The sequence below is a fragment of the Xenophilus sp. Marseille-Q4582 genome (genome assembly GCF_916700565.1).
Classification (GTDB): Bacteria; Pseudomonadota; Gammaproteobacteria; order Burkholderiales; family Burkholderiaceae_C; genus Xenophilus.
Genome location: NZ_CAKAKO010000003.1, coordinates 540,508 through 563,434, shown reverse-complemented (window position 1 = coordinate 563,434; position 22,927 = coordinate 540,508). Strand labels below are relative to the sequence as shown.

Here is a 22,927-nt window from a genome sequence, read left to right as displayed (position 1 = left end):
CCCTCGGCGCCGGGCCGGCGACGAGACGGTACGATCCTGCGCCTTTGCCCCAGAAGAACGCAGGATCCCTCCCCATGAATCCCTTCCCCATCGATGACATCGTGCGCGGCCTGCGGGCGGCGCGGCACGAATGGCGCGATGCCCAGCAGCGCACGCAGACCGGCGGCGAGCGCGAGCTGCCCTCGCGCCAGATCATGGCCGAAGTGGTGGAATCGCTGACCGGCGCGCTGTTCCCGCTGCGCCTGGGGCCCGAAGACCTGCTGCAGGACAGCGAGGACCTGTACGTGGCCCACACGCTGGACACCGCGCTGCGCCAGCTGCACGGCCAGGCCACGCTGGAGCTGCGCCACGCCCAGCGCCACACGGGCGGCAGCGAGAGCCCGGCCGAGCTGTCGGCGCTGGCCGCCTCCAAGGTGCGCGATTTCGCCACCCAGCTGCCCGCCATCCGGCGCCTGCTCGACAGCGACGTGATGGCCGCCTACCAGGGCGACCCGGCGGCGCGCAGCGTGGACGAGGTGCTGCTGTGCTACCCCGGCGTGCACGCCATGATCCACCACCGCATCGCGCACCCGCTGTACCAGCTGGGCCTGACCCTGCTGGCGCGCATGGTGACCGAGCGCGCGCACAGCCAGACCGGCATCGACATCCACCCGGGCGCCACCATCGGCCCGGGCTTCTTCATGGACCACGGCACGGGCATCGTGATCGGCGAGACCGCCGTCATCGGCCAGCGCGTGCGCCTGTACCAGCAGGTGACGCTGGGTGCCAAGCGCTTCCCCACCGACGCCGAAGGCAACCTGCAAAAGGGCCTGCCGCGCCATCCGGTGGTGGAGGACGACGTGGTGATCTACGCGGGCGCCACCATCCTGGGCCGCGTGACGCTGGGCAAGGGCGCCACCATCGGCGGCAACGTGTGGATCACCGACGACGTGCCGGCCGGCGCCAGCATGACGCAGGCCAGCCTGCAGAAGGCCAAGGGCCAGCGTCCGGGCGAGTGCTGACGCGCACGGATGAACCGGCAAGGGGTGGCCGCAAGCCCATGAAGACCATCGACGAGATGCTGCACCTGGACCTGCTCACGGCCGACCAGCATCGCCAGATCGGCGCCTGGATCGCGCAGGCCGAAACGCCCGAAGAGATCCTGAAGATGCCCGCGCAACTGTGGCAGGCCGTGGAACGCGCGAGCGAGGTCATGGGCATCGACGAGGACCTCACGCGGCCCCCGCTGCTCGAATCAAGCTGAGTCCGGCGCGGCCGCGCTGAAGACCAGCAGCTGGTTGTTTGCCGGCATCGGCTGGCGGCCTTGCAGGCGCAGCCCCGCGCGCGCCGCTTCCTGCGCCACATCGTCCAGCCGGCGGATGCCCCAGGCCGGGTTGCGCGCGCGCAGGTCGGCGTCGAAGGCTTGGTTGCTCGGCGCCGCCGGGCCCTCGTCGAAATAGGGTCCGTAAGTGATCAGCCGGCCGCCCGGCCGCAGGTGGCGGGCCGCGCCCTGCATCAGCGCGGCGCAGCTGGGCCAGGGCGAGATGTGCAGCATGTTGGCGCAGAAGATGGCGTCGAAGCTGGCATCGGCGAAGGGCGCGCCGGCCGAGGGCCAGGGCGCGTCCCGCACGTCGAGCCGCACGGGCGCACGCACGTTGGCCAGCCCGCTGCCGGCCACGCGCTGCGCGATCACGGGCAGCAGGTCGGCGTCGGCTTCAGTGGGCTGCCAGGTCCACCCGCCCAGTCCCTGCGCGAACCACAGCACGTGCTGGCCGGTGCCCGAGGCGATTTCCAGCGCCGTCCCGCGAGCGCCGAGAACCAGGCGCAGCGCGTCGAGGATCGGCTGCTTGTTGCGCTCGGCGGCGGGGCTGCTCGGCAAGGGCTGCCGGGGCGGGGATGGACATGGAGGTGCGGCATTCATGGCGCGACGGTAGCAGCAGGGCCGGGGCGGCCTGGGCGCTCCAGCGCCGTCACCTCCGCGCGGCCCTCGCGCGCGCCTCGAAGACCTGCGACGCCAGCGACAGGTCGGCGAGCCACGCCTGCCAGGCCGCCGCTTTCTGCGCCGGATCGCCGCGCAGCAGCGCGGACGGATGCAGCGTCACCAGCACGCGCCGGCCGGCCGGGTCCTCCAGCCAGTGGCCGCGCTCGCGCGTCACCGCCACCGGCCGCCGCAGCAGCGAGCGGGCCGCCACGGCGCCCAGCGCAATGAAAGCCTCCGGCCCGACCAGCGCGATCTCGCTTTCGAGCCAGTGGTGGCAGGCTTCGGCCTCACGCTGGGCGGGCGATTTGTGGATGCGCCGCTTGCCGCGCAGTTCGTACTTGAAATGCTTCAGCGCGTTGGTCACGTACAGCTGCTCGCGCGACCAGCCCAGCTGCGCCACAGCGCGGTCGAACAGCCGGCCGGCGGGGCCGACGAAGGGCCGGCCCGCGAGGTCTTCCTTGTCGCCCGGCTGCTCGCCCACCACCATGAGCCGCGCATGCAGCGGCCCCTCACCGATCACCGACTGCGTCGCGGGAGCGCCCAGGGGGCATTCGCGGCAGGCGTGGGTGGCCGCGCTCAGCTCCTGCAGGCTGGAGATGGTGGCAGGCATGCGGTCAGAGGCGGGGAGGGCGTTGCGGCGCACCATGGGCACGGGGTGCGGTCCTCCGGATCATTGCTTGAGGGATGGGTAGGGCGAGGCCTGGAGCAGGCGCGCGAGGTGCGCGGTGAGCCGCGCGAGCGTGCGCGTGGTGCCCGCCGTCTTCTCGGGCGTCCGGTCCAGCGCGATGTAGTCCTGGCGGCCCATGGCTTCGCCCACCCAGTAGGTCGAGGCGCTGGCGGGCACGGTGAAGCCCACGTCGGCCAGGGCCTGGAACAGTTCGGCGCAGACGTGGTGCGCGCCGTCCTCGTTGCCGACCACGGCCACGCCGGCCACCTTCCCGTAGGTGGGCATGTGGCCGGTTCGCTCGTCCGTCTCGCTGAGGAAGGCATCCATGCGTTCCAGCACGCGCTTGCACAGGCTGGACGGCTGGCCCAGCCAGATGGGCGTGCCGATCACGAGGATGTCCGCCGCCATGATGCGGCGGCGCACCTCGGGCCAGTCGTCGCCGGGGCCTTCGTCCGACGTCACGCCGGGCAGGATGTGGAGGTCGGCGATGCGCAGGGTCTGCACTTCAACGTCCAGCGGGCGCCATTGCGCCTCGAGCTCGCCGAGCAGCCGGGCGGTGGAGGAGCGCGGCTCCCTGGCGGTGGGCTTGAGCGTGCAGTTGAGGGTCAGGGCGCGAAGCATGGCGTTCTCCGGTCGGGTTCCATCGCACCGCCGTATCGGCGGCAGGTGCGATGGGCCAAGCAAAGCACGCGCGGCACGGCTTGCGCGAGAGGGACCGGGCCCACAGCCGTTGTCGGACGGCGAGAGAGCGGCGTGCGCCAGGCAGGGCGCTGCGGCCCCGGCCGTGTGCCGGCCAGGGCTCTGTGCCATAGTGTCCGCTGCTCCGGCGGATCCGACCCGACCGGCGCGCCGTGTTCACCCGACCGAATCCAAAGGAGTCCGAATGAGCCAGCCATACCAGATCGCCGTCATCGTGGGCAGCATCCGCGCCGATTCGCTCAACCGCAAGCTCGCGCTCGCGCTCGCGCACCTGGCGCCGCCCGAGTTCAGCTTCGAGCACGTGCGCATCGACACGCTGCCGCTGTACAACCAGGACCTGGACGGCAAGCAGCCGGCCGAGGTGCAGACCTTCAAGAGCCGCATCGCGGCGGCGCAGGGCCTGCTGTTCGTCACGCCCGAGTACAACCGCTCGATTCCCGGCGTGCTCAAGAACGCGCTGGACCAGGGCTCGCGTCCCTATGGCCAGAGCGTGTGGGGCGGCAAGCCGGCGGGCGTGGTGGGGGTTTCGGTGGGCACCATCGGCACCGCGCTCGCGCAGCAGCATCTGCGCAACATCCTGGCCTACCTGGACGTGCCCACGCTGGGCCAGCCCGAGGTCTTCCTGCAGGCCAAGGACGACCTGTTCGACGACAAGGGCCACATCGGCAACGAAGGCAGCCGCCAGTTCCTGCAGGGCTGGATGGACCGCTACGTGGCCTGGGTCAAGGCGCACGCTTCGGCCTGACCGCAGGCGGCACGGCCCGGCACGGGGCCCTGGCCGGGCCCCTCAGGGAGGGCCGTGCGCGCCCACCTGGAACGGGAAGTCGGGCGCCAGGCCGGCGCCGCGAGAGGGCCGCAGCGGCACCGGATCGCCCTGCCGAGCGGGCAGAATGCGGCGTTCTGTCAATTTCCTTTTGCGGAGTGCGGGCTATGGACGAGTTGCAGCAGTGCGATGTGCTGGTGATCGGCGGCGGGCCGGGTGGCGCCACCATGTCCACCTTGCTGGCGCGCCAGGGGCGCCGGGTGGTCATGCTGGAAAAGGACCAGCACCCGCGCTTCCACATCGGCGAATCGCTGCTGCCGGGCAATGGCGAGCTGTTCGACCTGCTGGGCGTGCGCGAGCAGGTGGATCGCATCGGCATGCCCAAGTACGGCATCGAGTTCGTGCCGCCGGACCTGCCCTACACCAGCAAGGTCGAATTCGGCGACGGGTTGGATCCGGACAAGGGCCTGGCCTGGCAGGTGCGCCGCTCCGATCTGGACGAGCTGCTGTTCCGCCATGCGCAAAAGGAGGGCGCGCTCGCCATCGAAGGCGCCCAGGTGCGCGAGGTGGAGTTCGACGCCGAAGGCGCCACCGTGCGCGCCGTGATGAAGGACGGCAGCCGCAGCGCCTGGCGCACCCGCTTCGTGGTGGACGCCAGCGGCCGCGACACGCTGCTGGCCAACAAGCTCAAGAGCAAGCAGAAGAACCCGCGGCACAACAGCACGGCGATCTTCGGCCACTTTCGCAACGCGCGCCGGCTCGAAGGGCGCGACGAAGGCCACATCACCATCTGCTGGTTCGAGCATGGCTGGTTCTGGTTCATTCCGCTGGCCGACGGCGCCACCAGCGTGGGGGCGGTGTGCTGGTCCTACTACCTGAAGTCGCGCGACAAGCCGATGAAGGATTTCTTCTTCGACACCATCGCCATGGCGCCGGAACTCCAGGACCGGCTCAAGGACGCCGAACTGATCGGCGACGAGGTGCATGCGACGGGCAATTTCTCCTACGCCAGCACGCATGCGACGGGCGAGCGCTACCTGATGGTGGGCGATGCCTTCACCTTCATCGATCCGATGTTCTCCACCGGCGTGTACTTGGCGATGCTGAGCGCGCAGAAAGGCGCCGACGTGGTGGCCACGGCGCTGGACCGGCCGGGCGAGCTGCCGGCCGCGCGGGCACGCTACGAGCGGCTGATGCGCGAAGTGCCCAAGAAGTACTCGTGGTTTATCTACCGGGTGACCAACCCGACGATCCGCGACATGTTCATGCACCCGCGCAACATCTTCAACATCAAGCGCGGCTTGCTGTCGCTGCTGGCGGCCGACCTCGCGCCCAAGCGCGGCTTCCGGCGCTCGGTGCTGATGTTCAAGGTGGTCTATTACTTCATCTCGGTGACCAACTGGCGCCGCACCTACGCGGGCTGGAAGCGCCGCGCCTTCAACATCCAGGACCACGGCCCGCTGCGCGGCGAAACGGTGCACAAGACCTGAGGGACCTGAGCCCCGGCCCCGGAGCCGCTTCCGTGCAGACAGCGAAACGCCGGGCAAGCCCGGCGTTCTCGCAGGGAGCGGCCCACCCGCGGCCGGCGCCGCGCCGGGCCCCGTCGGCGCGATCAGGCGGCCTGCTGCGCCTGCGCCTGGTTGGCCGCCTCGGCCGTCACGGCGCGGATGTCGGCGCGGGCCGATTCCAGGGCCGCGGCCTTGGGCGCCTCGCCCAGCGCCAGGCCCTCGGCGCGCACGAAGCGCACGTCGGTGATGCCGAAGAAGCCGAACACCACCTTCAGGTAGCTTTCCTGGTGCTCGGCGGCCTGGCCGCCTTCGGAGGTGGAGTACACGCCGCCGCGGCTGGAGGCCACGATCACCGTCTTGCCGCCGGCCAGGCCCACGGCGCCCTGGTCCGTGTATTTGAAGGTGCGGCCGGCCTGGGCCAGCCGGTCGATCCAGGCCTTGAGCTGGCTGGGAATGCTGAAGTTGTAGAGCGGGGCGCCCACCACGACCACGTCGGCCGCCAGGAACTGGCTCACCAGGCGTTCGGACACGGCGTTCTCGCGCAGCTGCGCCTCGGTGGGCTGGGCCGGCTGGCCGATCTTGATGCCCAGGGCATTCGCGTCGAAATGGCTGGGCGCGTCCACGGCCAGGTCGAGGTACTCGACCGTGGTGCCCGGATGGCTGGCCTGCCACTGGGCCACGGTTTCGGCCGTGAGCAGGCGGGAGACGGAGTTCGCGCCCAGGACGCTCGAGTCGACGTGAAGCAGTTTCATGATGCTTTCCTTGTGGGATGGGGGGCTGTGAGGAAGGCCGCGCACCGTGCCGGCCGATGAAAAGAAGTCTATGGACGCGACCAATGTGCGAGAAGCCGCCAAAACGAAGACGGCGCGTTCTCTTGGCAGGACAATCCGGCCCATGATCGACCTCAACGACATGCTCTTCTTTGCCGAAGTGGCCGAGCGCGGCGGCTTCACGGCGGCCAGCCGCTCGCTGGGCATTCCCAAGTCGCGGCTGTCGCGGCGTGTGGCGGAGCTGGAATCGCAGCTGGGCGTGCAACTGCTCCAGCGCAGCACGCGCCGGCTGTCGCTCACCCAGGCGGGCGAGATCTACCTGCGCCATTGCGTGGGCGTGCGCGACACGGCCGAGGCCGGCGCCGAGGCCGTGGCCCAGGTGCAGAAGGAGCCGCGCGGCGTGGTGCGCATCAGTTGCCCGGTCACGCTGGCGCAAAGCAGCGTGGGGCCGCTGCTGCCCCAGTTCCTGTGCCGCCACCCGGGCGTGCAGATCGAGATGCGCGTGCTGAACCGCCCCGTGGACCCGGTGGAGGAAGGCATGGACATCGCGCTGCGCGTGCGCATGGCCATCGAGGACAGTGCCACGCTCGCGGCGCGCACCTTCGGCATCAGCCGCAGCATGCTGGTGGCCACGCCCGGGGTGCTGGCGCGCCGGCAGGCGCTGCGCGGTCCCGAGGATCTGGGCAAGCTGGAAAGCGTGAGCATGTCGGCCGTCGACGCCAAGGCCGGCGTGCTGCTGCACGGCCCCGGCGGGCGCACCTTCCAGTACCTGCCTGCGCCGCCGCGCTACCTCGCGGACGACCTGGCGACGCTGCGCTTCGCGATCCTCGGCGGGGTCGGGGCCGGCCTGCTGCCCGACTACCTGTGCCGCGAGGACCTGCGCACCGGCCGCCTGGTGGAGGCGCTGCCCGGCTGGCAGCCGCCCGGCGGCATCGTGCATGCCATGTACCCGCCGCGCCGCGCGCTGGTGCCGGCCGTGCGCCGGCTGCTGGATTTCCTCGCCGAGCACCTGGAAGCCGACGAGCCGCACCTGCTGGCCGGCTGAGCGGGGCGCTGCGAACTGCCGGACCGCCGCCACATGCCGCGCCGGCGGTGTTCATATGCATTCTGGTGCATATTCAAACAAAGAGATATTCGTTTGAGATCGATGGTGGCCTCCGGACAATGCCTGCCTGTTACACATGAAGGAGTGCTGCCGTGGCCACTTTGCGTCTGGGCGACATCGCCCCCGACTTCACGCAGGAGTCGTCCGAAGGCCCGATCCGTTTCCATGAATGGGCCGGTGATTCCTGGGTGATCTTGTTCTCGCATCCGGCGGATTTCACGCCCGTGTGCACGACGGAGCTGGGCCGCACGGCCGCCCTGGGCGGCGAATTCGCCAAGCGCGGCGTCAAGCCCATCGCCATCAGCGTGGACCCGGTGGACAAGCACCAGCAGTGGATCGGCGACATCAACGAGACGCAGAACACCACGGTGAACTTCCCGATCCTGGCCGACGCGGACCGCAAGGTGTCCGAGCTGTACGACCTGATCCACCCCAACGCCTCGGCCACGGCCACCGTGCGCAGCGTGTTCTTCATCGACCCGAAGAAGACCATCCGCGCCACGCTGACCTACCCGGCCAGCACGGGCCGCAACTTCGACGAGTTGCTGCGCGTGGTCGATTCGCTGCAGCTGACCGACAGCCACAAGGTGGCGACGCCGGCCGACTGGAAGGACGGCGACGACGTGGTGATCGTGCCCAGCCTGCAGGATCCGGCCGAGCTCAAGGAGCGCTTCCCCAAGGGCTGGAACGCCGTGCGCCCCTACCTGCGCGTGACGCCGCAGCCCAACAAGTAAGCCCGAGCGCCGTGCGCACACCCATCGTCATCGCTCCCGGCTGGCGCGACTCCGGCCCCGGCCACTGGCAGAGCCTGTGGGCGGAGCGCATGCAGTCGGCCGTGCGCGTGGTGCAGGACGACTGGGTGTCGCCGCGGCGCGCGGCCTGGATCGCCGCGCTGGAGAAGCTGATCCTTGCGCAGCCCGCGCCGGTGGTGATCGCCGCCCACAGCCTGGGCTGCATCGCCACCGCCCACCTGGGCGCCGAGGCCGCGGCCCGCATCGCCGGTGCGCTGCTGGTGGCGCCCGCCGATCCGGAGCGCCGCGCCGCGCTGTCGGACTTCGCCCCGGTGCCGCATGCGCCCTTGCCCTACCGCAGCATCGTGGTGGCCAGCACCGATGATCCGTACTGCCCGGTGCGCCTGGCCGGCGCCTATGCGCGGGCCTGGGGCAGCGAGTTCGTGCGCGTGCCCAAGGCCGGCCACATCAACGTGGAATCCGGCCACGGGGACTGGCCGCTGGGGCTCGCGCTGCTGGAATCCCTGACCCTCACGCCCAGCCGGCTGCTGGATGCGGACAATCACGACAATTTCTCAACCTTGGCCACGCCATGAATTTCAAGATCAAGAACATCCTCCTGGGCGCGGCCCTGACCCTGTCGGCCGCGGGCGCGCTGGCGCAGACCACGCTGCTGAACGCCTCCTACGACGTGGCGCGCGAGTTCTACAAGGACATCAACCCCGCCTTCGCCGCCCACTACAAGAAGACCACCGGCAAGGACGTCAGGATCGACCAGGCCCATGGAGGCTCCAGCGCGCAGGCGCGTGCCGTCAACGACGGCCTGGACGCCGACGTGGTGACCTTCAACACCACCACCGACATCGACTTCCTGGCGGGCAACGGCGTGGTGGCCAAGGATTGGGCCAAGCGCTTCCCCGACAACGCGGCGCCCACCATCTCCACCTCGATCTTCCTGGTGCGCAAGGGCAACCCCAAGGCCATCAAGGACTGGGACGACCTGATCCGCCCCGACGTCAAGGTCGTGGTCGTGAACCCCAAGACCGGCGGCAACGGCCGCTACACCTACCTGGCCGCCTGGGGCTACATCAAGAAGAAGGGCGGCACCGACGCGCAGGCCGCGGAGTTCGTGGGCAAGCTGTTCAAGAACGTGCCCGTGCTGGGCAAGGGCGGCCGCGACGCGACCACCATCTTCCTGCAGCGCAACATCGGCGACGTGCTGGTGACCTTCGAATCCGAGTCGCTGTCGGTGGACCGTGAATTCGGCGCCGGCAAGGTCGATGCCGTGTACCCCTCGATCAGCATCATTGCCGAGAACCCGGTGGCTGTCGTGGAACGCACCGTGGCCAAGAAGGGCACGGCCGAGGTCGCCAAGGCCTACCTCGATTTCCTCTACACCGACGAGGCGCAGGAAATCGCGGCCAAGCATGCGCTGCGCCCGCGCTCGCAGGCCGTGCTGAAGAAGCATGCCGCCCAGTTCAAGCCGCTGCAGCTGTTCACGGTGCAGGAACTGTTCGGCAGCCTGGGCGAAGCGCAGAAGGTGCACTTCAACGACGGCGGCCAGTTCGACAAGATCTACACGCCCGGCAGGTAAGCCGCCGCGCCGGGGAGCGGCCGCTGGCGGCCGGCCCTGCGGCGCCGCGCCGCCCGCCGGCCACGCATCCCTTTCACGCGTTCGAGAACCGATTCCTTTATGACTGGTGCCGCTTCATCGGCGCTGCCCGCCGGGGCCGCGCCGCTTTCCCGTGGACGCGCGCGCGGCGCCAAGCGCGTGATCCCGGGTTTCCACCTCACGCTGGGCTACACGCTGCTGTACCTGTGCCTGATCGTGCTGATCCCGCTCACTACGCTGGTGCTCAAGACCTTCACCCTGAGCTGGGAGCAGTTCTGGGTGGCGGTGACGGCGCCGCGCGTGCTGGCGTCCTATCGCCTGACCTTCGGCGCCTCTTTCCTTGCGGCGCTGGTGAACCTGTTCGCCGGGCTGCTGGTGGCCTGGGTGCTGGTGCGCTACAAGTTCCCGGGCAAGCGCATCGTCGATGCGCTGGTCGACCTGCCTTTCGCGCTGCCCACGGCGGTGGCCGGCATCTCGCTCACGGCGCTGCTGGCCGGCAACGGCTGGATTGGGCAATACCTGGAGCCGCTGGGCATCCAGCTGGCCTTCAACCCCAACGGGGTGGTGATCGCGCTGATCTTCATCGGCCTGCCTTTCGTGGTGCGCACGGTGCAGCCGGTGCTGGAAGACACCGAGAAAGAGCTGGAAGAGGCGGCCACCTCGCTGGGCGCCACGCGCTGGCAGACCTTCCGCCTGGTGCTGCTGCCGGCCCTGATGCCGGCGCTGCTCACCGGCTTTGCGATGGCCTTCGCGCGCGCCATCGGTGAATACGGCTCGGTGATCTTCATCGCCGGCAACATGCCCATGATTTCCGAGATCACGCCGCTGATCATCATCGGCAAGCTTGAGCAGTACGACTACGCAGGCGCCACGGCCGTGGCCCTGGTCATGCTGGTGTTCTCTTTCATCATGCTGCTGGTCATCAACGGGCTGCAAGCCTGGCAGCGCAAGCGGGGGGTGTCGGCATGAGCGGTGCTGCGACTTCCTTGCGCACCGGTGCGCGCCGCGCGCAGGCCGGCACCACCGAATCGCCCTGGGTGCGCCGGCTGCTGATCGGCCTGGCCCTGGCCTTCATCTTCCTGTTCCTGGTGCTGCCGCTGGCCGCCGTGGCCACCGAGGCCCTGCGCAAGGGCTGGCAGGCCTACTGGGAAGCGCTCAAGGAGCCGGACGCCTGGGCGTCCATCCGCCTGACGCTGATCACGGCCGCCATCACGGTGCCGCTGAACCTGGTGTTCGGCGTCGCCGCGGCCTGGGCCATCGCCAAGTACGAGTTCAAGGGCAAGGCCTTCCTCACCACCCTGATCGACCTGCCCTTCGCCGTGTCGCCCGTGGTGGCCGGCCTGATCTACATGCTGGTCTTCGGCGCGCAGGGCTGGTTCGGTCCGTGGCTGGCCGCGCATGACATCAAGATCATGTTCGCCGTGCCGGGCATCGTGCTGGCCACCATCTTCGTGACCTTTCCCTTCATCGCGCGCGAACTGATCCCGCTGATGCAGGCCCAGGGCACCGAGGAAGAGCAGGCCGCCATCGTGCTGGGCGCCAGCGGCTGGCAGACCTTCTGGAAGGTCACGCTGCCCAACATCAAGTGGGGCCTGCTGTACGGCGTGATCCTGTGCAATGCACGGGCCATGGGCGAGTTTGGCGCGGTCTCGGTGGTCTCGGGCCACATCCGCGGCCAGACCAACACCATGCCGCTGCACGTGGAAGTGCTCTACAACGAATACCAGTCGGTGGCCGCCTTCGCGGTGGCTTCGCTGCTGGCCATCCTGGCGCTGGTCACGCTGGTCATCAAGACCGTGATCGAGTGGCGCCACGAGCGCGAGATGAAGGCCCTGGCCGAACTGCCGCCCGAACGCCCCACGGCCCCGAGTGGCACGGCGGCCTGACACCCCCACGCAAGAGCGACCATCATGAGCATCGAGATCCGCAACGTCAGCAAGCATTTCGGCAACTTCCATGCGCTCAAGGACGTGAGCCTGAGCGTGGATTCGGGCGAGCTGTTCGCGCTGCTGGGCCCGTCGGGCTGCGGCAAGACCACGCTGCTGCGCATCATCGCGGGCCTGGAGACGGCAGACAGCGGCAGCATCCTCTTCAGCGGCAAGGACACGACCGACGTGCACGTGCGCGAGCGCCAGGTCGGCTTCGTGTTCCAGCACTACGCGCTGTTCCGCCACATGACCGTGTTCGAGAACGTGGCCTTCGGCCTACGCGTGCGCCCGCGCAGCCAGCGCCCGAGCGACGCGCAGATCAAGGCCAAGGTCACCGATCTGCTCAAGCTGGTGCAGCTGGACTGGCTGGCCGACCGCTACCCGGCGCAGCTGTCCGGCGGCCAGCGCCAGCGCATCGCCCTGGCCCGCGCGCTGGCCGTGGAACCCAAGGTTCTGCTGCTCGACGAGCCCTTCGGCGCGCTGGACGCCAAGGTGCGCAAGGAGCTGCGCCGCTGGCTGCGCCGCCTGCACGACGAACTGCACGTCACCTCCATCTTCGTCACGCACGACCAGGAAGAGGCGCTGGAGGTGGCCGACCGCGTGGTGCTGATGAACAGCGGCAAGATCGAGCAGGTCGGCTCGCCGCAGGAGGTGTGGGACCACCCGGCCAGCCCCTTCGTCTACGGTTTCCTGGGCGACGTGAACCTGTTCCACGGCCGCGCGCACCAGGGCGAGGTGGAGGTGCAGGGCGTGCGCATCGCCTCCGCCGAAGCGGGCGGCGCCGAAGACGCCAAGGCGCTGGCCTATGTGCGTCCGCACGACTTCGACATCAGCCGCTACGTGGCCGGTGGCGAGCGTGCCGCAGGCATTGCCGCTACCATCGGCCGCGCCATCGTGGTCGGCCCGATCGCGCGCATGGAACTCGAACCGCTGGAAACGAATCCAGACAATCCTGGTTCTGGCGCCATCATCGAGGCGCAGATCCCCGCGCAGCAATTCCGCGAACTCGGACTGCGCGAGGGCGACACGGTGGTCGCCAGCCCGCGGCGCGCCCGGGTGTTCGTCGATCAAGGACAAGGCATTTGAACTGGCTCACTGGCGCCCCGCGCCGCACGTACGCACTCGTCGCGGCGATCTGCGCCGCGATGCTCGCCTTCGGCATGTACCTCCAGCACGTCCAGGGGCTGGAGCCCTGTCCCATGTGCATCGTGCAGCGCTATGCGCTGGTGCTCGTGGGCGCGTTCGCGGCGCTGGCCGCGTTCACGCCGCGCACGGGCCTGCAGAAATTCTGGGCCGTGCTGGGCCTGGTGGCGACGGCGGGCGGCGCCTTCACCGCGGCCCGCCAGAGCTGGCTGCAGTGGTACCCGCCCGAGCTGGGCAGCTGCGGCCGCGACATCTACGGGATGATCGAATCCTTTCCGCTGCGCCGCGCCATTCCCATGATCTTCCAGGGCAGCGGCGACTGCTCGGCCGTGGACTGGACCTTCCTGGGCCTGACGATCGCCAACTGGGGCTTCGTCTGGTTCATGGTCTTCGGCGTGGTGTTCGTGGCGCTGCTGCTGCGCCCGGCCGCGCCCGCGCGCGGCCTGTACGCGCACGCCTGAGCTTCCGGCAAAGACCCTGCCCGCGTCATCGCCCGCGGCCGGGCGGGTTCGGGGGCGCTGGCATGATGCGGGCGGCTTTCATTCGGCGACTCCCGGGTTCGCAAGGCTCGCCCGCATGAAAGCCGCCTCAGCTTTCATGCCATGACCGATTCACACCCTTTGCCCCCGCTCCCCGATGCCAGCGCCCAGCGCAACGTGTGGCTGCTGGTCGCCGCCCAGTCCCTGGGCGCCGCCGCGCCACCGATCCTCATTTCGCTGGGCGGCCTGGTCGGCCAGATGCTCTCGGGCAGCGCGGCGCTGGCCACGCTGCCGGTGAGCCTCTACCACCTGGGGCTGGCGCTGTCGACGATTCCCGCCGCGCTGCTGATGCGCCGCCTGGGCCGCCGTCCGGCCTACGGGCTGGGCGCGTTGCTGGGCATGGCCTCGGGGCTGATCGCGGCGCTGGCCGTGGTGCAGGGCAGCTTCGCCGCGTTCTGCCTGGGCACGGCCCTGGCCGGCTTCTACGGCGCCTGCGTCCAGAACTACCGCTTTGCTGCCTCCGATGCGGTGGCGCCGGCGCAGCGGCCCCAGGCCATCTCGCGCATCATGGTCGGCGGCCTGATCGCGGCGGTGATCGGCCCGCAACTGGTGATCTGGACCCGCGACGCCTGGCCGGCCGCGCCTTTCGCCGGCAGCTTCATCGGCCAGGCCGGGCTGGCGCTGCTGGCCCTGCCGCTGCTCGCGCTGCTGCGCATGCCGGCGCCGCAGGCCGGGCCCAGCAGCGGACCGGCACGGCCGCTGGCCGCCATCGCGCGCACGCCGCGCTTCATCGTCGCCGCGACGGCGGGGGTGGTCTCCTATGGGCTGATGTCCTTCCTGATGACCGCCGCGCCCATGGCCATGGTGGGCTGCGGCTTCACCGTGGGCGAGGCGGCGCTGGGCATCCAGTGGCATGTGCTGGCCATGTTCGCGCCCAGCTTCTTCACGGGGCGGCTGATCGCGCGCTGGGGCAAGGCCACGGTCACGGCGCTGGGGCTGGCGCTGATCGGCGCGTCCGGCCTCATGGCGTTGGCCGGGCTCGAACTTCAGCACTTCTGGGGCTCGCTGGTGCTGCTGGGCGTGGGCTGGAACTTCGGCTTCATCGGCGCCACGGCGATGGTCACCGAGACCTACAGCGCTTCGGAGCGCGCCAAGGTGCAGGCGCTCAACGACTTCCTGATCTTCGGCACCGTGGCGGTGGCTTCCTTCGGCTCCGGCCACCTGCTCGGTGTCTCGGGCTGGGACGCCATCAACGCCTTCATGCTGCCGGTGGTCGGTGCCACGCTGCTGATGCTGGGCGGCCATGCCTGGCGCGAACGCATGCGCGCCGCGGGCCCGGCGTCCGCGCTTCGCTGAGCGCCGCCCGGCGGCCTGCGTGCCGCCGCGGTTGAGGCGAAGCGGGCCGCAGGCGCGCAGTTGGAGGGCGCAGGGGGCCGGGCGGCCGTCGCTTCAAGCCGCCCCTGCCGTGGCCAGCCGTGGCGAGCGGGGCCCGCCGGGAATCAGCCGATCAGAGCGGCAGCGTGTCGAAGGCGGCGTACGCGGTGGCCAGCCAGCTCTTGACGCGCTGGCGCTCCAGCAGGCCCAGCGCGTCGGGGCCGTCCTTGTCGTTCACGGCCTTCCAGAAGCTGGTGTTGCGGTTGTCGATCTTGCGCATGCTGGCTTCCTGCAGGCGCGGCAGGGAGATGACGCGCGCGCCCTGCGCCTGGGCCTTGGCCAGCGACTGGGATCCCAGCATCAGCGCGAAGTCGCTGCCGCGGCCGTAGTTCTGCACCACGATGTAGTTGGCGCGGTTGCCGAAGGTGTCGACCAGCTTGCCCAGCAGGTCGCTGGAGTCGCGGCCGTCGTCCATCACATGCCAGAAGTTCACGGCCACCTCGAGTTCGGCGAAGACTTCGAACAGCTGCGATTCCTCGATCCAGCGGGCCAGCGGCGCCAGGGTCTGGGCCGCCATGTCCACGATCACGCTCTGCTGGGGGTTGCGCTCGAAGCCGTTGACCACCTGGTCCAGGCCCTCGAAGCTGTCCACGGCGATGGGCGAGGCGAAGCCTTCGTAGAAGCGCGTGAAGGAGTTGTGCGAACGGTCCGTGTCGTAGCCCATGAAGGGCCGGCTGTGGTCGATGAAGTACTGCGCCAGCAGCCGCGAGGTGACCGATTTGCCGACGCCGCCTTTTTCGCCGCCGATGAAGTTGAGAGAGCTCATGGGAAGGAAAGACCAGGAAGGAGTTGCAAGGTCCGACGACGCGCAAGCCGTGCCGGGCGGGAGCTGGGGTTCATTCTAGGAGCCGGGCTTGGCGCTCATTCGCCGGCGGCGGCCGCCCGGTCGCGCCCGCGCGGGCGCCACAGCGCGTGCGCGGTCCAGCGCGCCTGCAGCCGTTCCTTCCACACCGTGGGCAGCGGTGCCGCATCGAGCAGCGCCGGCCAGTGTTCGCGCGCGCGGCGTGCCGTGTCGGCGATGGCGCGCCGCGCCAGCGGCTCGTGCAGGCCCGTGGCCCAGCAGAAGGCGCGCACGGCCGTGGGCGTGAAGAAGCGGGTTCGCGCCGGGGCCGGGCCGCGTCGCGCCTCGGGGCTGAGCAAAGGCAGCGCGTGGCCGTCCACCCCCTGCATCGCCGCATAGGCCACGATGTCGTAGGCCGGCGCCAGCTGTGGCGTGCGGCCGTTGGGGTAGAGCACGCCGAAGTTCTTCAGATGCGCGTCGGGGTTGCCCAGCAGCTCGTTGACCACCAGGCGCCGCAGCAGCTCGACCTGCGCCGCCTCGCCCAGCGAGTCGAAGGCGCGCATGGCCAGGGCCATCGCGGTGTAGCTGCCGCCGTACTTGTGCTGCGGGTCGCGCGAGAGGATCTGCGCGAAATCCTCGAAATGGATGCGCCGCGCGCCCGCGCGATCGAAGCGCGTGACCGCCAGGAACGCGGGCTCGTCGGGCAGGGCGTAGCTGTGCTGGGCGTCGATGGCATCCAGCGGCGCGAGCTCGGCGGCGCACACGGTCACGCCGGCGGCGGCGGCGAGCTGCAGCGAGAACATCTCCAGCTGCGGCATGTGCGGGCGCCCCACCACGGGCAGCTTGGCGATCACGCGCTGGCCGGCCTGCGTGCCCGAGCGGGTGCGCGTGCGCGCCGTGTAGCGCGCGCCCTGGCGCGCCAGCCCCAGCTTGGGCTGCACGCCCGAGACGGAAATGCCCTGTGGCAGCGGATCGGCCACCACCGACATTTCCAGCGCGTCCTGGTCCTGCGTCACCAGGCGCTGCAAGGTGGCGCGCTCCACCTCCACGGGCCGCGCGCTCACGGCGCCGGGCAGGTCGCCGCCGCAGGCGGCCAGCAGTTCGAAATGGTCGTCTTCGGCGCAGCCGCGCAGCTGGGCGATGTGGCTGCGCAGCACGCCTTCGGGCAGCAGGTTCTGGAACCAGGCGGGCAGGCGCCCGCCCTGGGCGTTGAACAGCGGGTTGCGCACGTCGGCCCAGAGGGCGCTCTGGGCGGCCTGGTCCTGGGCGAGCATGGACAGCGACAGCACCTGCGCCGGCGGCTGCGCCACGAGCGCGGGCTCGGCCACGAAGCGGCACAGGTCGCCGTACTGGAAGAGCTTGCCCCACAGCCGGCCGCCGAGGGCGATGTCCAGGATCTTGACTTGCATGGGGCGTGCGGGCTGGCGTGGCTCAGCGCTTGGCGCCGGCGGGGGGGGGGCGCAGGGGGCGGCAGGCGCGTGGCTTCGCTCACGCGCGTGGCCACGGGGCGGTAGCTGCCATCGTCCGTGCCCGGCGCCGCGCCGAAGCCTTTGGGCACCAGCTGCAGCTCCAGGCCCAGCGCATCGACCAGCGCCAGCAGGGAGCTGAGCTGGGGATTGCCCTGCGGGCCCAGCGCGTTGCGGATGGTGCGCTCGGTGAGGCCGGCGCGTTCGGCCAGCTGCAGGCCGTTGAGGCCCACGGCCTGCCGGCGCTGCGCCAGCTGCTCGATCAGTTCTCGGCGGTCCATGGAAACATATTACCGTTTTCAACGAAAAGGGAAATATATTTCCATCCGGCTGCCAGGGCCGGCACGCGCCCTCAGCGCTGGACCATCTGCAGGAAGGGCCCGAGGCTGCCCATGAGCCAGTTCTGGCTGAAGTCCAGGGCCGCGCGGCGGTACTTCTCGTCGGCCTGCGCGGCCAGCAGGTCCAGCCGCCCGACGACCTTCGACAGTTCCCGGTCCACCAGCAGGTTGCGCCCGCGTTCGCTAATCTCGGTGGACAGCAGCAGCGGCTTGCCGTCGCTGCCCATGCGCGCGCTGAGCAGCCACAGCGAGATCTCGAAATTGCGCGCCGCGCGGTAGGCATTCTCGGCGCTCACGCCGTCGATTAGGGTCTGTTGCCAGGTGTCGCCATTGGCCTGCTTGAGCATGGCGGCCCAGCCGACCACCAGCGCGGCCACGCGGTCGCCTTCGTAGGCCAGCTCGAAGGCCTGGCGCACGGCATCGATGCTGGTGGCACCGCGCAACTCGGCCAGCGGGCGGTCGTTCATCACCGCGTCCCAGGTGCGCTGCGTGGCTTCGTCGGCACTGGCGGCCCACTTGCGCCATTCGCGCGGGTTGCGGCGGTACAGCGACAGCTGCACGCGCTGCACCGACTGCAGGTTGTCGCGCAGCGCAAGGTTGGCAATGCGGTTGGTGCCCGACTGCAGCCATTCGCGCGATTCGTAGGGCTGCGCGCGCTGGGTGTCGGTGAAGGCGCCGCAGCCGGCGAGCGCGGCCACGGGCAGCAGGGCGAGGCCCGCGAACAGGCGGCGCCGGCCCGTGCACAAATGCAGGGAAGCGCAAGGAGAAGCAGGCGGAGCCGACATGGGGCGCACGTTATCATCAGCAGGCGGGATCAACGCGCGACGGCGCGTGAAATTTTCCTTGCATATCAACACCTTGGCCCGTAAAGCCGATCCGCCGTGCGCCTCAACTCCATCAAGCTCTCGGGCTTCAAGTCCTTCGCGGAGCCCACCAACTTCATGCTGCCGGGCCAACTGGTGGGCGTGGTAGGCCCCAACGGCTGCGGCAAATCCAACATCATGGATGCGGTGCGCTGGGTGCTGGGCGAAAGCAAGGCCAGCGAGCTGCGCGGCGAGTCCATGCAGGACGTGATCTTCAACGGCACCACCAACCGCAAGCAGGCCAGCCGCGCCAGCGTGGAGCTGGTGTTCGACAACAGCGACCACCGCGCCGGCGGCCAGTGGAGCCAGTTCACCGAGATCGCCGTCAAGCGCGTGCTCACGCGCGACGGCACCAGCAGCTACTACATCAACAACCAGCCGGTGCGCCGGCGCGACGTGCAGGACGTGTTCCTGGGCACCGGCCTGGGACCGCGCGCCTACGCCATCATCGGCCAGGGCACGATCAGCCGGATCATCGAGTCCAAGCCCGAGGAGCTGCGCCTGTTCCTCGAGGAGGCGGCCGGCGTGTCCAAGTACAAGGAGCGCCGGCGCGAGACCGAGAACCGCCTGTCGGACACGCGCGAGAACCTCACGCGCGTGGAAGACATCCTGCGCGAGCTGGGCAGCAACCTGGAGCGCCTGGAGCGCCAGGCCGAGGTGGCGGCGCGCTACAAGGCGCTGCAGGCCGATGCCACGCGCAAGCAGCACCAGCTGTGGTTCCTGAAGCGCAGCGAGGCCGAGGCCGACCAGGCGCGCGTGAAGGCCGAGGCCGACCGCGCCGTCAACGAGCTCGAATCGCGCATGGCCGACCTGCGCCATGTGGAGGCCGAACTCGAAACCATCCGCCAGGCGCACTATGGCGCCGGCGACGAGGTCAACCAGGCGCAGGGCCGGCTCTACGAGGCCAGCGCCGAGGTGGGCCGGCTCGAAGGCGAGATCCGCTTCGTGGTCGAGGGCCGCCAGCGCGTGGAACAGCGCCTGGTGCAGCTGGCCGAGCAGCTCGCGCAGTGGGAGAACCGCCGCACCGAGGCCGAGGCCGAAGTCGAGACCCTGGCCGGGCAGGGCGTGGACGCCGAGGAGCAGGGCCTGGTGCTGGCCGCCCAGCTGGAAGAACAGGAGGTGCGCCTGCCCGAGCTCGAAGAGGCGCAGCAGCGGGCCCAGGACGAGGCCAACCACCAGCGCAGCGCCGTCACGCAGGTCCAGCAGCAGATCCAGGTGCTGGCCGCCGACCAGCGCAACATCGAGGAACAGTCGCGCCAGCTGATGCAGCGCAGCGAGCGCCTGCGTGCCGACCGCAACGCGCTGGCCGCGCCCGACGAGGCGCGCGTGGCGGATCTGCAGGAGCAATCCGCCGCCGCGAGCGAGGCCGCCGCCGAAGCCGACGCGCGCCTGCAGGAGCTGCAGGACCAGGTGCCGCAGCTGGACGAAGACCGCCGCGCCAAGCAGCAGGCCGTGAACGCCGAAGGCGCCAAGCTGGCCGAATACTCGGCGCGGCTGGAGGCCCTCAAGGCGCTGCAGGAGAAGCTCAAGACCGACGGCAAGCTCGCGCCCTGGCTGGCCAAGCATGGCCTGGACAGCCTGCAGGGCCTGTGGAGCCGCCTGCACGTGGAGCCGGGCTGGGAAAACGCGCTCGAAGCCGCGCTGCGCGAACGCATGGGCGCGCTCGAGATCTCGCGCCTGGACATGGCGCGCGCCTTCGCGTCGGACGCGCCGCCCGCCAAGCTGGCTTTCTACAGCGTGCCGGCCGACGGTGGCGGGGCCGCCGACAACACGGGTTCGCTGCCGCGCCTGTCCGATCTGCTGCGCCTGCATGACGCCGGCCTGCAGGCGCTGCTGCGCGACTGGCTGCAGGGCTGCTTCACGGCGCCCAGCCTGGAGGAAGCGCTGGCCCAGCGCGCGCAACTGCCGCCGGGCGCCACGATCTACGTGCCCAGCGGCCATGCCGTGACGGCGCACAGCGTGAGCTTCCATGCCCAGGATTCCGAGCAGTCCGGCCTGCTCGCGCGGCAGCAGGAAATGGAAAACCTGGAGCGCCAGCTGCGCGCCCAGGCCCTGATCCACGACGAGGCCCGCACCGCCCTGGTGCGTGCCGAGGCCGCGTATGCCGACGCGGCCGCGCGCCTGGTGGGCGCGCGGCGCGAGGCCAGCGAAACCCAGTCGCGCGCGCACGAACTGCAGGTCGAAGCCCTGCGCCTGGCCCAGGCGGCAGAGCAGGCGCGCGCGCGCAGCCAGCAGCTGGAGGCCGACCTGGGCGAGGTCGATGCCCAGCTGGAAGAGCTGCAGGAGCGCCGCGTGGCGGCCGAGGCGCGTTTCGAGGAGCTGGACCTGCAGCTGGCCGACAGCCAGGAGCGCCATGCCGAGCTGGAAGAGCGCGTGATCGAATCGGGCCGCAAGCTCGGCGCTGCGCGCGAGCAGTTGCGCAGCCTGGAGCGGCAGGTGCAGGAATCGACCTTCTCGCAGCGCACCCTGGAGGCGCGCCGCGGCGAACTGGGCCGCGCGATCCAGACCGCCGAGCAGCAGGCCGTGGCGCTGGCCGACGAGCGCGAGCGTGCGCAGGCCGAGCTGGGCCGCCTCTCGGCCGCCGCCGCGCAGGCGGGCCTGCAGGACGCGCTGAACCTCAAGATGGAGCGCGAAGCCGCCCTGGGCGCCACGCGCAGCCGCTACGACGAGCTGACGCAGCAACTGCGCGCCAGCGACGAGCGGCGCCTGAAGCTGGAGCGCGAGCTGGACCCGCTGCGCCAGCGCATCACCGAAATGCAGCTCAAGGAACAGGCCGCGCGCCTGGGCCTGGAGCAGTACACGCAGCTGCTGGCCGATGCGCAGGCGGATCTGGCCACCGTGGCGCAGTCGATCCAGGAGAACAACGTGCGCCTCACCGGCCTGCAGGGCGAGATCGACCGCCTGCACCGCGAGGCCGCCGCGCTGGGGCCGGTGAACCTGGCCGCGCTGGAGGAGCTGACCAGCGCGCGCGAGCGCAAGACCTTCCTCGACTCGCAGTCCGCTGACCTCAACGAGGCGATCCACACGCTGGAGGACGCCATCCGCAAGATCGACGGCGAGACGCGCGAGTTGCTGGGCGGCACCTTCAACGTCGTCAACGAGCATTTCAGCCGCATGTTCCCGGAGCTGTTCGGCGGCGGCAATGCCCGGCTCATCATGACGGGCGACGAGATCCTGGATTCGGGCGTGCAGGTGATGGCGCAGCCGCCGGGCAAGAAGAACCAGACCATCCACCTGCTCTCGGGCGGCGAGAAGGCGCTCACGGCCATTGCGCTGGTGTTCGCCATCTTCCAGCTCAACCCGGCGCCCTTTTGCCTGCTGGACGAGGTGGACGCGCCGCTGGACGACGCCAACACCGAGCGCTATGCCAAGCTGGTGTCGACCATGAGCCGCCAGGGCACGCAGTTCCTCTTCATCAGCCACAACAAGATCGCGATGGAGATGGCCGAGCAACTGATCGGCGTGACCATGCAGGAGCAGGGCGTCTCGCGCATCGTGGCCGTGGACATGGAGTCCGCAGTCTCCATGGCCCATCTGTAATTTTCGACATGAGCAGTCTCACCGTTGCCCTCGCGATCCTTGGTGGCCTCGTGCTGGCCGCCATCATTGGCTACAACACCTGGATCTCGCACAAGCAGGCGCCCCGACAGCCCGAGGCGCTGCCGCCCGACCATCCGGCCCACGGCCAGGGCGGCGTGGAACTGACCGCGCGTGACGTCGAGCCCGTGCTGCACACCGACCCCGGCGAGGTGAATGCCGTGGATCGGCACGAGCCGCTGTTCGACCCCGACCTGCCGCCGCCTTCGGCCCAGGCCGGCATGCTGGCCGAGCGCCGCGGCACGCTGGATCCGCTGATCGACGTCATCACGCCCATCACGCTGGAAGCGCCGCTGCACGGTGCCGCTGCCGTGGCGGCGCTGCCGGCCACGCGCCGCGCGGGCAGCAAGCCCATCGCTGTCGAAGGCCTGAACGAGGCCACCGGCCAGTGGGAAGCGCCGGCCGCCGGGCAGCGCTACCGCGCCATGCAGATCGGCGTGCAACTGGCCAACCGCACGGGTGCGCTCAACGAGATCGAGTATTCGGAATTCGTGATGAAGGCGCAGGCCTTCGCGGATGCCGTGAACGGCATGCCCGAGTTTCCGGAAATGCTGGACGAGGTGGCGCGTGCGCGCGAGCTGGACCAGTTCGCCAGCGGCCACGATGCGCAGCTGGCCTTCGTGCTGCGCGCGCGGCATGCGGCCTGGAGCCCGGCCTACGTGCAGCAATGCGCCGCGCGGCTGGGCTTCGTGGCGGGCATGATCCCGGGGCGCATGGTGCTGCCCAATGCCGAGAACGGCGCGCCGCCCATGCTGGGCCTGGCTTTCGACACCCAGGCCGCCCTGGCCGATGACCCGGCGCAGTCCGCGATCCGCGAACTGGCCCTGAGCCTGGACGTGCCGCAGGTGGACCGCCACCTCGAGCCCTTCACGCGCATGCGCGAGGTGGCGGCCGCCCTGGCCGCCGAGATGGACGGCGTGGTGACCGACGGCGACGGCCAGCCGCTGCGCGAGGAAACGCTGGACGCGATCGGCGCCGACCTGGGTGAGCTGTACGACACGCTGGATGCGCGCGAACTCGCGGCCGGCTCCGTGCTGGCGCGCCGGCTGTTCAGCTGACGCGCTTCGCGCCACGGCAGCCCGG

The 22,927-nt window shown here is 70.3% G+C and carries 22 protein-coding genes; 15 read left to right on the top strand and 7 right to left on the bottom strand.

Going from position 1 to position 22,927, the window contains the following annotated elements:
* Positions 1-74 precede the first annotated feature (74 nt).
* Both epsC and LG388_RS13125 read left to right on the top strand, forming a co-directional pair.
* Entirely contained in the window at positions 75-1,001 is a 927-nt protein-coding gene (epsC, locus tag LG388_RS13130; RefSeq protein WP_225783176.1) for a serine O-acetyltransferase EpsC, read from the top strand.
* A 38-nt stretch (positions 1,002-1,039) separates the two neighbouring features.
* Positions 1,040-1,243, top strand: coding sequence for a hypothetical protein (locus LG388_RS13125; protein WP_225783175.1), 204 nt, complete (start codon positions 1,040-1,042; stop codon positions 1,241-1,243).
* Here LG388_RS13125 and LG388_RS13120 read toward each other — a convergent pair.
* From LG388_RS13120 to LG388_RS13110, 3 genes are read right to left on the bottom strand one after another with little or no spacing between them, the layout of a single operon-like run.
* On the bottom strand, positions 1,235-1,900 hold the full coding sequence (locus LG388_RS13120) for a DUF938 domain-containing protein (RefSeq protein WP_225783174.1): 666 nt from the start codon (positions 1,898-1,900) through the stop codon (positions 1,235-1,237). The genes LG388_RS13125 and LG388_RS13120 overlap by 9 nt on opposite strands.
* 49 nt (positions 1,901-1,949) lie before the next feature.
* Positions 1,950-2,570 carry a UdgX family uracil-DNA binding protein gene (locus tag LG388_RS13115; RefSeq protein WP_225783173.1) on the bottom strand — a complete coding sequence of 207 codons (621 nt, stop codon included), beginning with the start codon at positions 2,568-2,570 and terminating at the stop codon, positions 1,950-1,952.
* A gap of 60 nt (positions 2,571-2,630) precedes the next feature.
* Positions 2,631-3,248 carry a flavodoxin family protein gene (locus tag LG388_RS13110; RefSeq protein WP_225783172.1) on the bottom strand — a complete coding sequence of 206 codons (618 nt, stop codon included), beginning with the start codon at positions 3,246-3,248 and terminating at the stop codon, positions 2,631-2,633.
* Between the two features lie 262 nt (positions 3,249-3,510).
* On the opposite strand from LG388_RS13110, the gene LG388_RS13105 reads away from it, so the two are divergent.
* Both LG388_RS13105 and LG388_RS13100 read left to right on the top strand, forming a co-directional pair.
* Positions 3,511-4,071, top strand: a complete 561-nt coding sequence (locus tag LG388_RS13105) for an NADPH-dependent FMN reductase (RefSeq protein ID WP_225783171.1) — start codon at positions 3,511-3,513, stop codon at positions 4,069-4,071.
* Between the two features lie 185 nt (positions 4,072-4,256).
* On the top strand, positions 4,257-5,579 hold the full coding sequence (locus tag LG388_RS13100; protein ID WP_225783170.1) for an NAD(P)/FAD-dependent oxidoreductase: 1,323 nt from the start codon (positions 4,257-4,259) through the stop codon (positions 5,577-5,579).
* 122 nt (positions 5,580-5,701) lie between these two features.
* Here LG388_RS13100 and LG388_RS13095 read toward each other — a convergent pair whose 3' ends face one another.
* Positions 5,702-6,349, bottom strand: a complete 648-nt coding sequence (locus LG388_RS13095) for an FMN-dependent NADH-azoreductase (protein ID WP_225783169.1) — start codon at positions 6,347-6,349, stop codon at positions 5,702-5,704.
* Between the two features lie 142 nt (positions 6,350-6,491).
* Between LG388_RS13095 and LG388_RS13090 the strand changes: the two genes are divergently transcribed.
* From LG388_RS13090 to LG388_RS13050, 9 genes are all read left to right on the top strand, one after another.
* On the top strand, positions 6,492-7,412 hold the full coding sequence (locus LG388_RS13090) for a LysR family transcriptional regulator (RefSeq protein ID WP_225783168.1): 921 nt from the start codon (positions 6,492-6,494) through the stop codon (positions 7,410-7,412).
* A 152-nt stretch (positions 7,413-7,564) separates the two neighbouring features.
* Positions 7,565-8,206, top strand: a complete 642-nt coding sequence (locus LG388_RS13085; protein ID WP_225783167.1) for a peroxiredoxin — start codon at positions 7,565-7,567, stop codon at positions 8,204-8,206.
* A gap of 11 nt (positions 8,207-8,217) precedes the next feature.
* The gene (locus LG388_RS13080; protein WP_225783166.1) at positions 8,218-8,799 is read left to right on the top strand and encodes an alpha/beta hydrolase; all 582 of its coding nucleotides are present in this window, start codon (positions 8,218-8,220) and stop codon (positions 8,797-8,799) included.
* The gene (locus LG388_RS13075) at positions 8,796-9,797 is read left to right on the top strand and encodes a sulfate ABC transporter substrate-binding protein (protein ID WP_225783165.1); all 1,002 of its coding nucleotides are present in this window, start codon (positions 8,796-8,798) and stop codon (positions 9,795-9,797) included. Before LG388_RS13080 ends, LG388_RS13075 begins: the two co-directional genes overlap by 4 nt.
* A 99-nt stretch (positions 9,798-9,896) precedes the next feature.
* Complete coding sequence (cysT, locus tag LG388_RS13070; RefSeq protein ID WP_225783164.1) at positions 9,897-10,784, top strand: sulfate ABC transporter permease subunit CysT; 888 nt, start codon at positions 9,897-9,899, stop codon at positions 10,782-10,784.
* On the top strand, positions 10,781-11,701 hold the full coding sequence (gene cysW, locus LG388_RS13065; RefSeq protein WP_225783163.1) for a sulfate ABC transporter permease subunit CysW: 921 nt from the start codon (positions 10,781-10,783) through the stop codon (positions 11,699-11,701). Before cysT ends, cysW begins: the two co-directional genes overlap by 4 nt.
* 24 nt (positions 11,702-11,725) lie before the next feature.
* Positions 11,726-12,829, top strand: coding sequence for a sulfate/molybdate ABC transporter ATP-binding protein (locus tag LG388_RS13060; protein ID WP_225783162.1), 1,104 nt, complete (start codon positions 11,726-11,728; stop codon positions 12,827-12,829).
* Positions 12,826-13,347, top strand: coding sequence for a disulfide bond formation protein B (locus tag LG388_RS13055; RefSeq protein WP_225783161.1), 522 nt, complete (start codon positions 12,826-12,828; stop codon positions 13,345-13,347). Before LG388_RS13060 ends, LG388_RS13055 begins: the two co-directional genes overlap by 4 nt.
* 141 nt (positions 13,348-13,488) lie before the next feature.
* Entirely contained in the window at positions 13,489-14,721 is a 1,233-nt protein-coding gene (locus LG388_RS13050) for an MFS transporter (protein ID WP_225783160.1), read from the top strand.
* A 151-nt stretch (positions 14,722-14,872) separates the two neighbouring features.
* Here the strand turns inward: LG388_RS13050 and LG388_RS13045 are convergent, their stop codons facing one another.
* The 3 genes from LG388_RS13045 to LG388_RS13035 all read right to left on the bottom strand — a co-directional run bounded on the left by LG388_RS13045 (position 14,873) and on the right by LG388_RS13035 (position 18,169).
* Positions 14,873-15,565 carry a mobilization protein gene (locus LG388_RS13045; protein WP_225783159.1) on the bottom strand — a complete coding sequence of 231 codons (693 nt, stop codon included), beginning with the start codon at positions 15,563-15,565 and terminating at the stop codon, positions 14,873-14,875.
* Positions 15,566-15,660: 95 nt separating this feature from the next.
* Positions 15,661-16,989 (bottom strand): type II toxin-antitoxin system HipA family toxin, encoded by a 1,329-nt coding sequence (locus LG388_RS13040; RefSeq protein ID WP_225783158.1) that lies wholly within the window; start codon positions 16,987-16,989, stop codon positions 15,661-15,663.
* Between the two features lie 409 nt (positions 16,990-17,398).
* Complete coding sequence (locus LG388_RS13035) at positions 17,399-18,169, bottom strand: hypothetical protein (RefSeq protein ID WP_225783157.1); 771 nt, start codon at positions 18,167-18,169, stop codon at positions 17,399-17,401.
* A gap of 96 nt (positions 18,170-18,265) precedes the next feature.
* Between LG388_RS13035 and smc the strand changes: the two genes are divergently transcribed.
* Complete coding sequence (gene smc, locus LG388_RS13030) at positions 18,266-21,787, top strand: chromosome segregation protein SMC (protein ID WP_225783156.1); 3,522 nt, start codon at positions 18,266-18,268, stop codon at positions 21,785-21,787.
* 8 nt (positions 21,788-21,795) lie between these two features.
* The gene (locus LG388_RS13025; RefSeq protein WP_225783155.1) at positions 21,796-22,902 is read left to right on the top strand and encodes a cell division protein ZipA C-terminal FtsZ-binding domain-containing protein; all 1,107 of its coding nucleotides are present in this window, start codon (positions 21,796-21,798) and stop codon (positions 22,900-22,902) included.
* Positions 22,903-22,927: the final 25 nt, after the last annotated feature.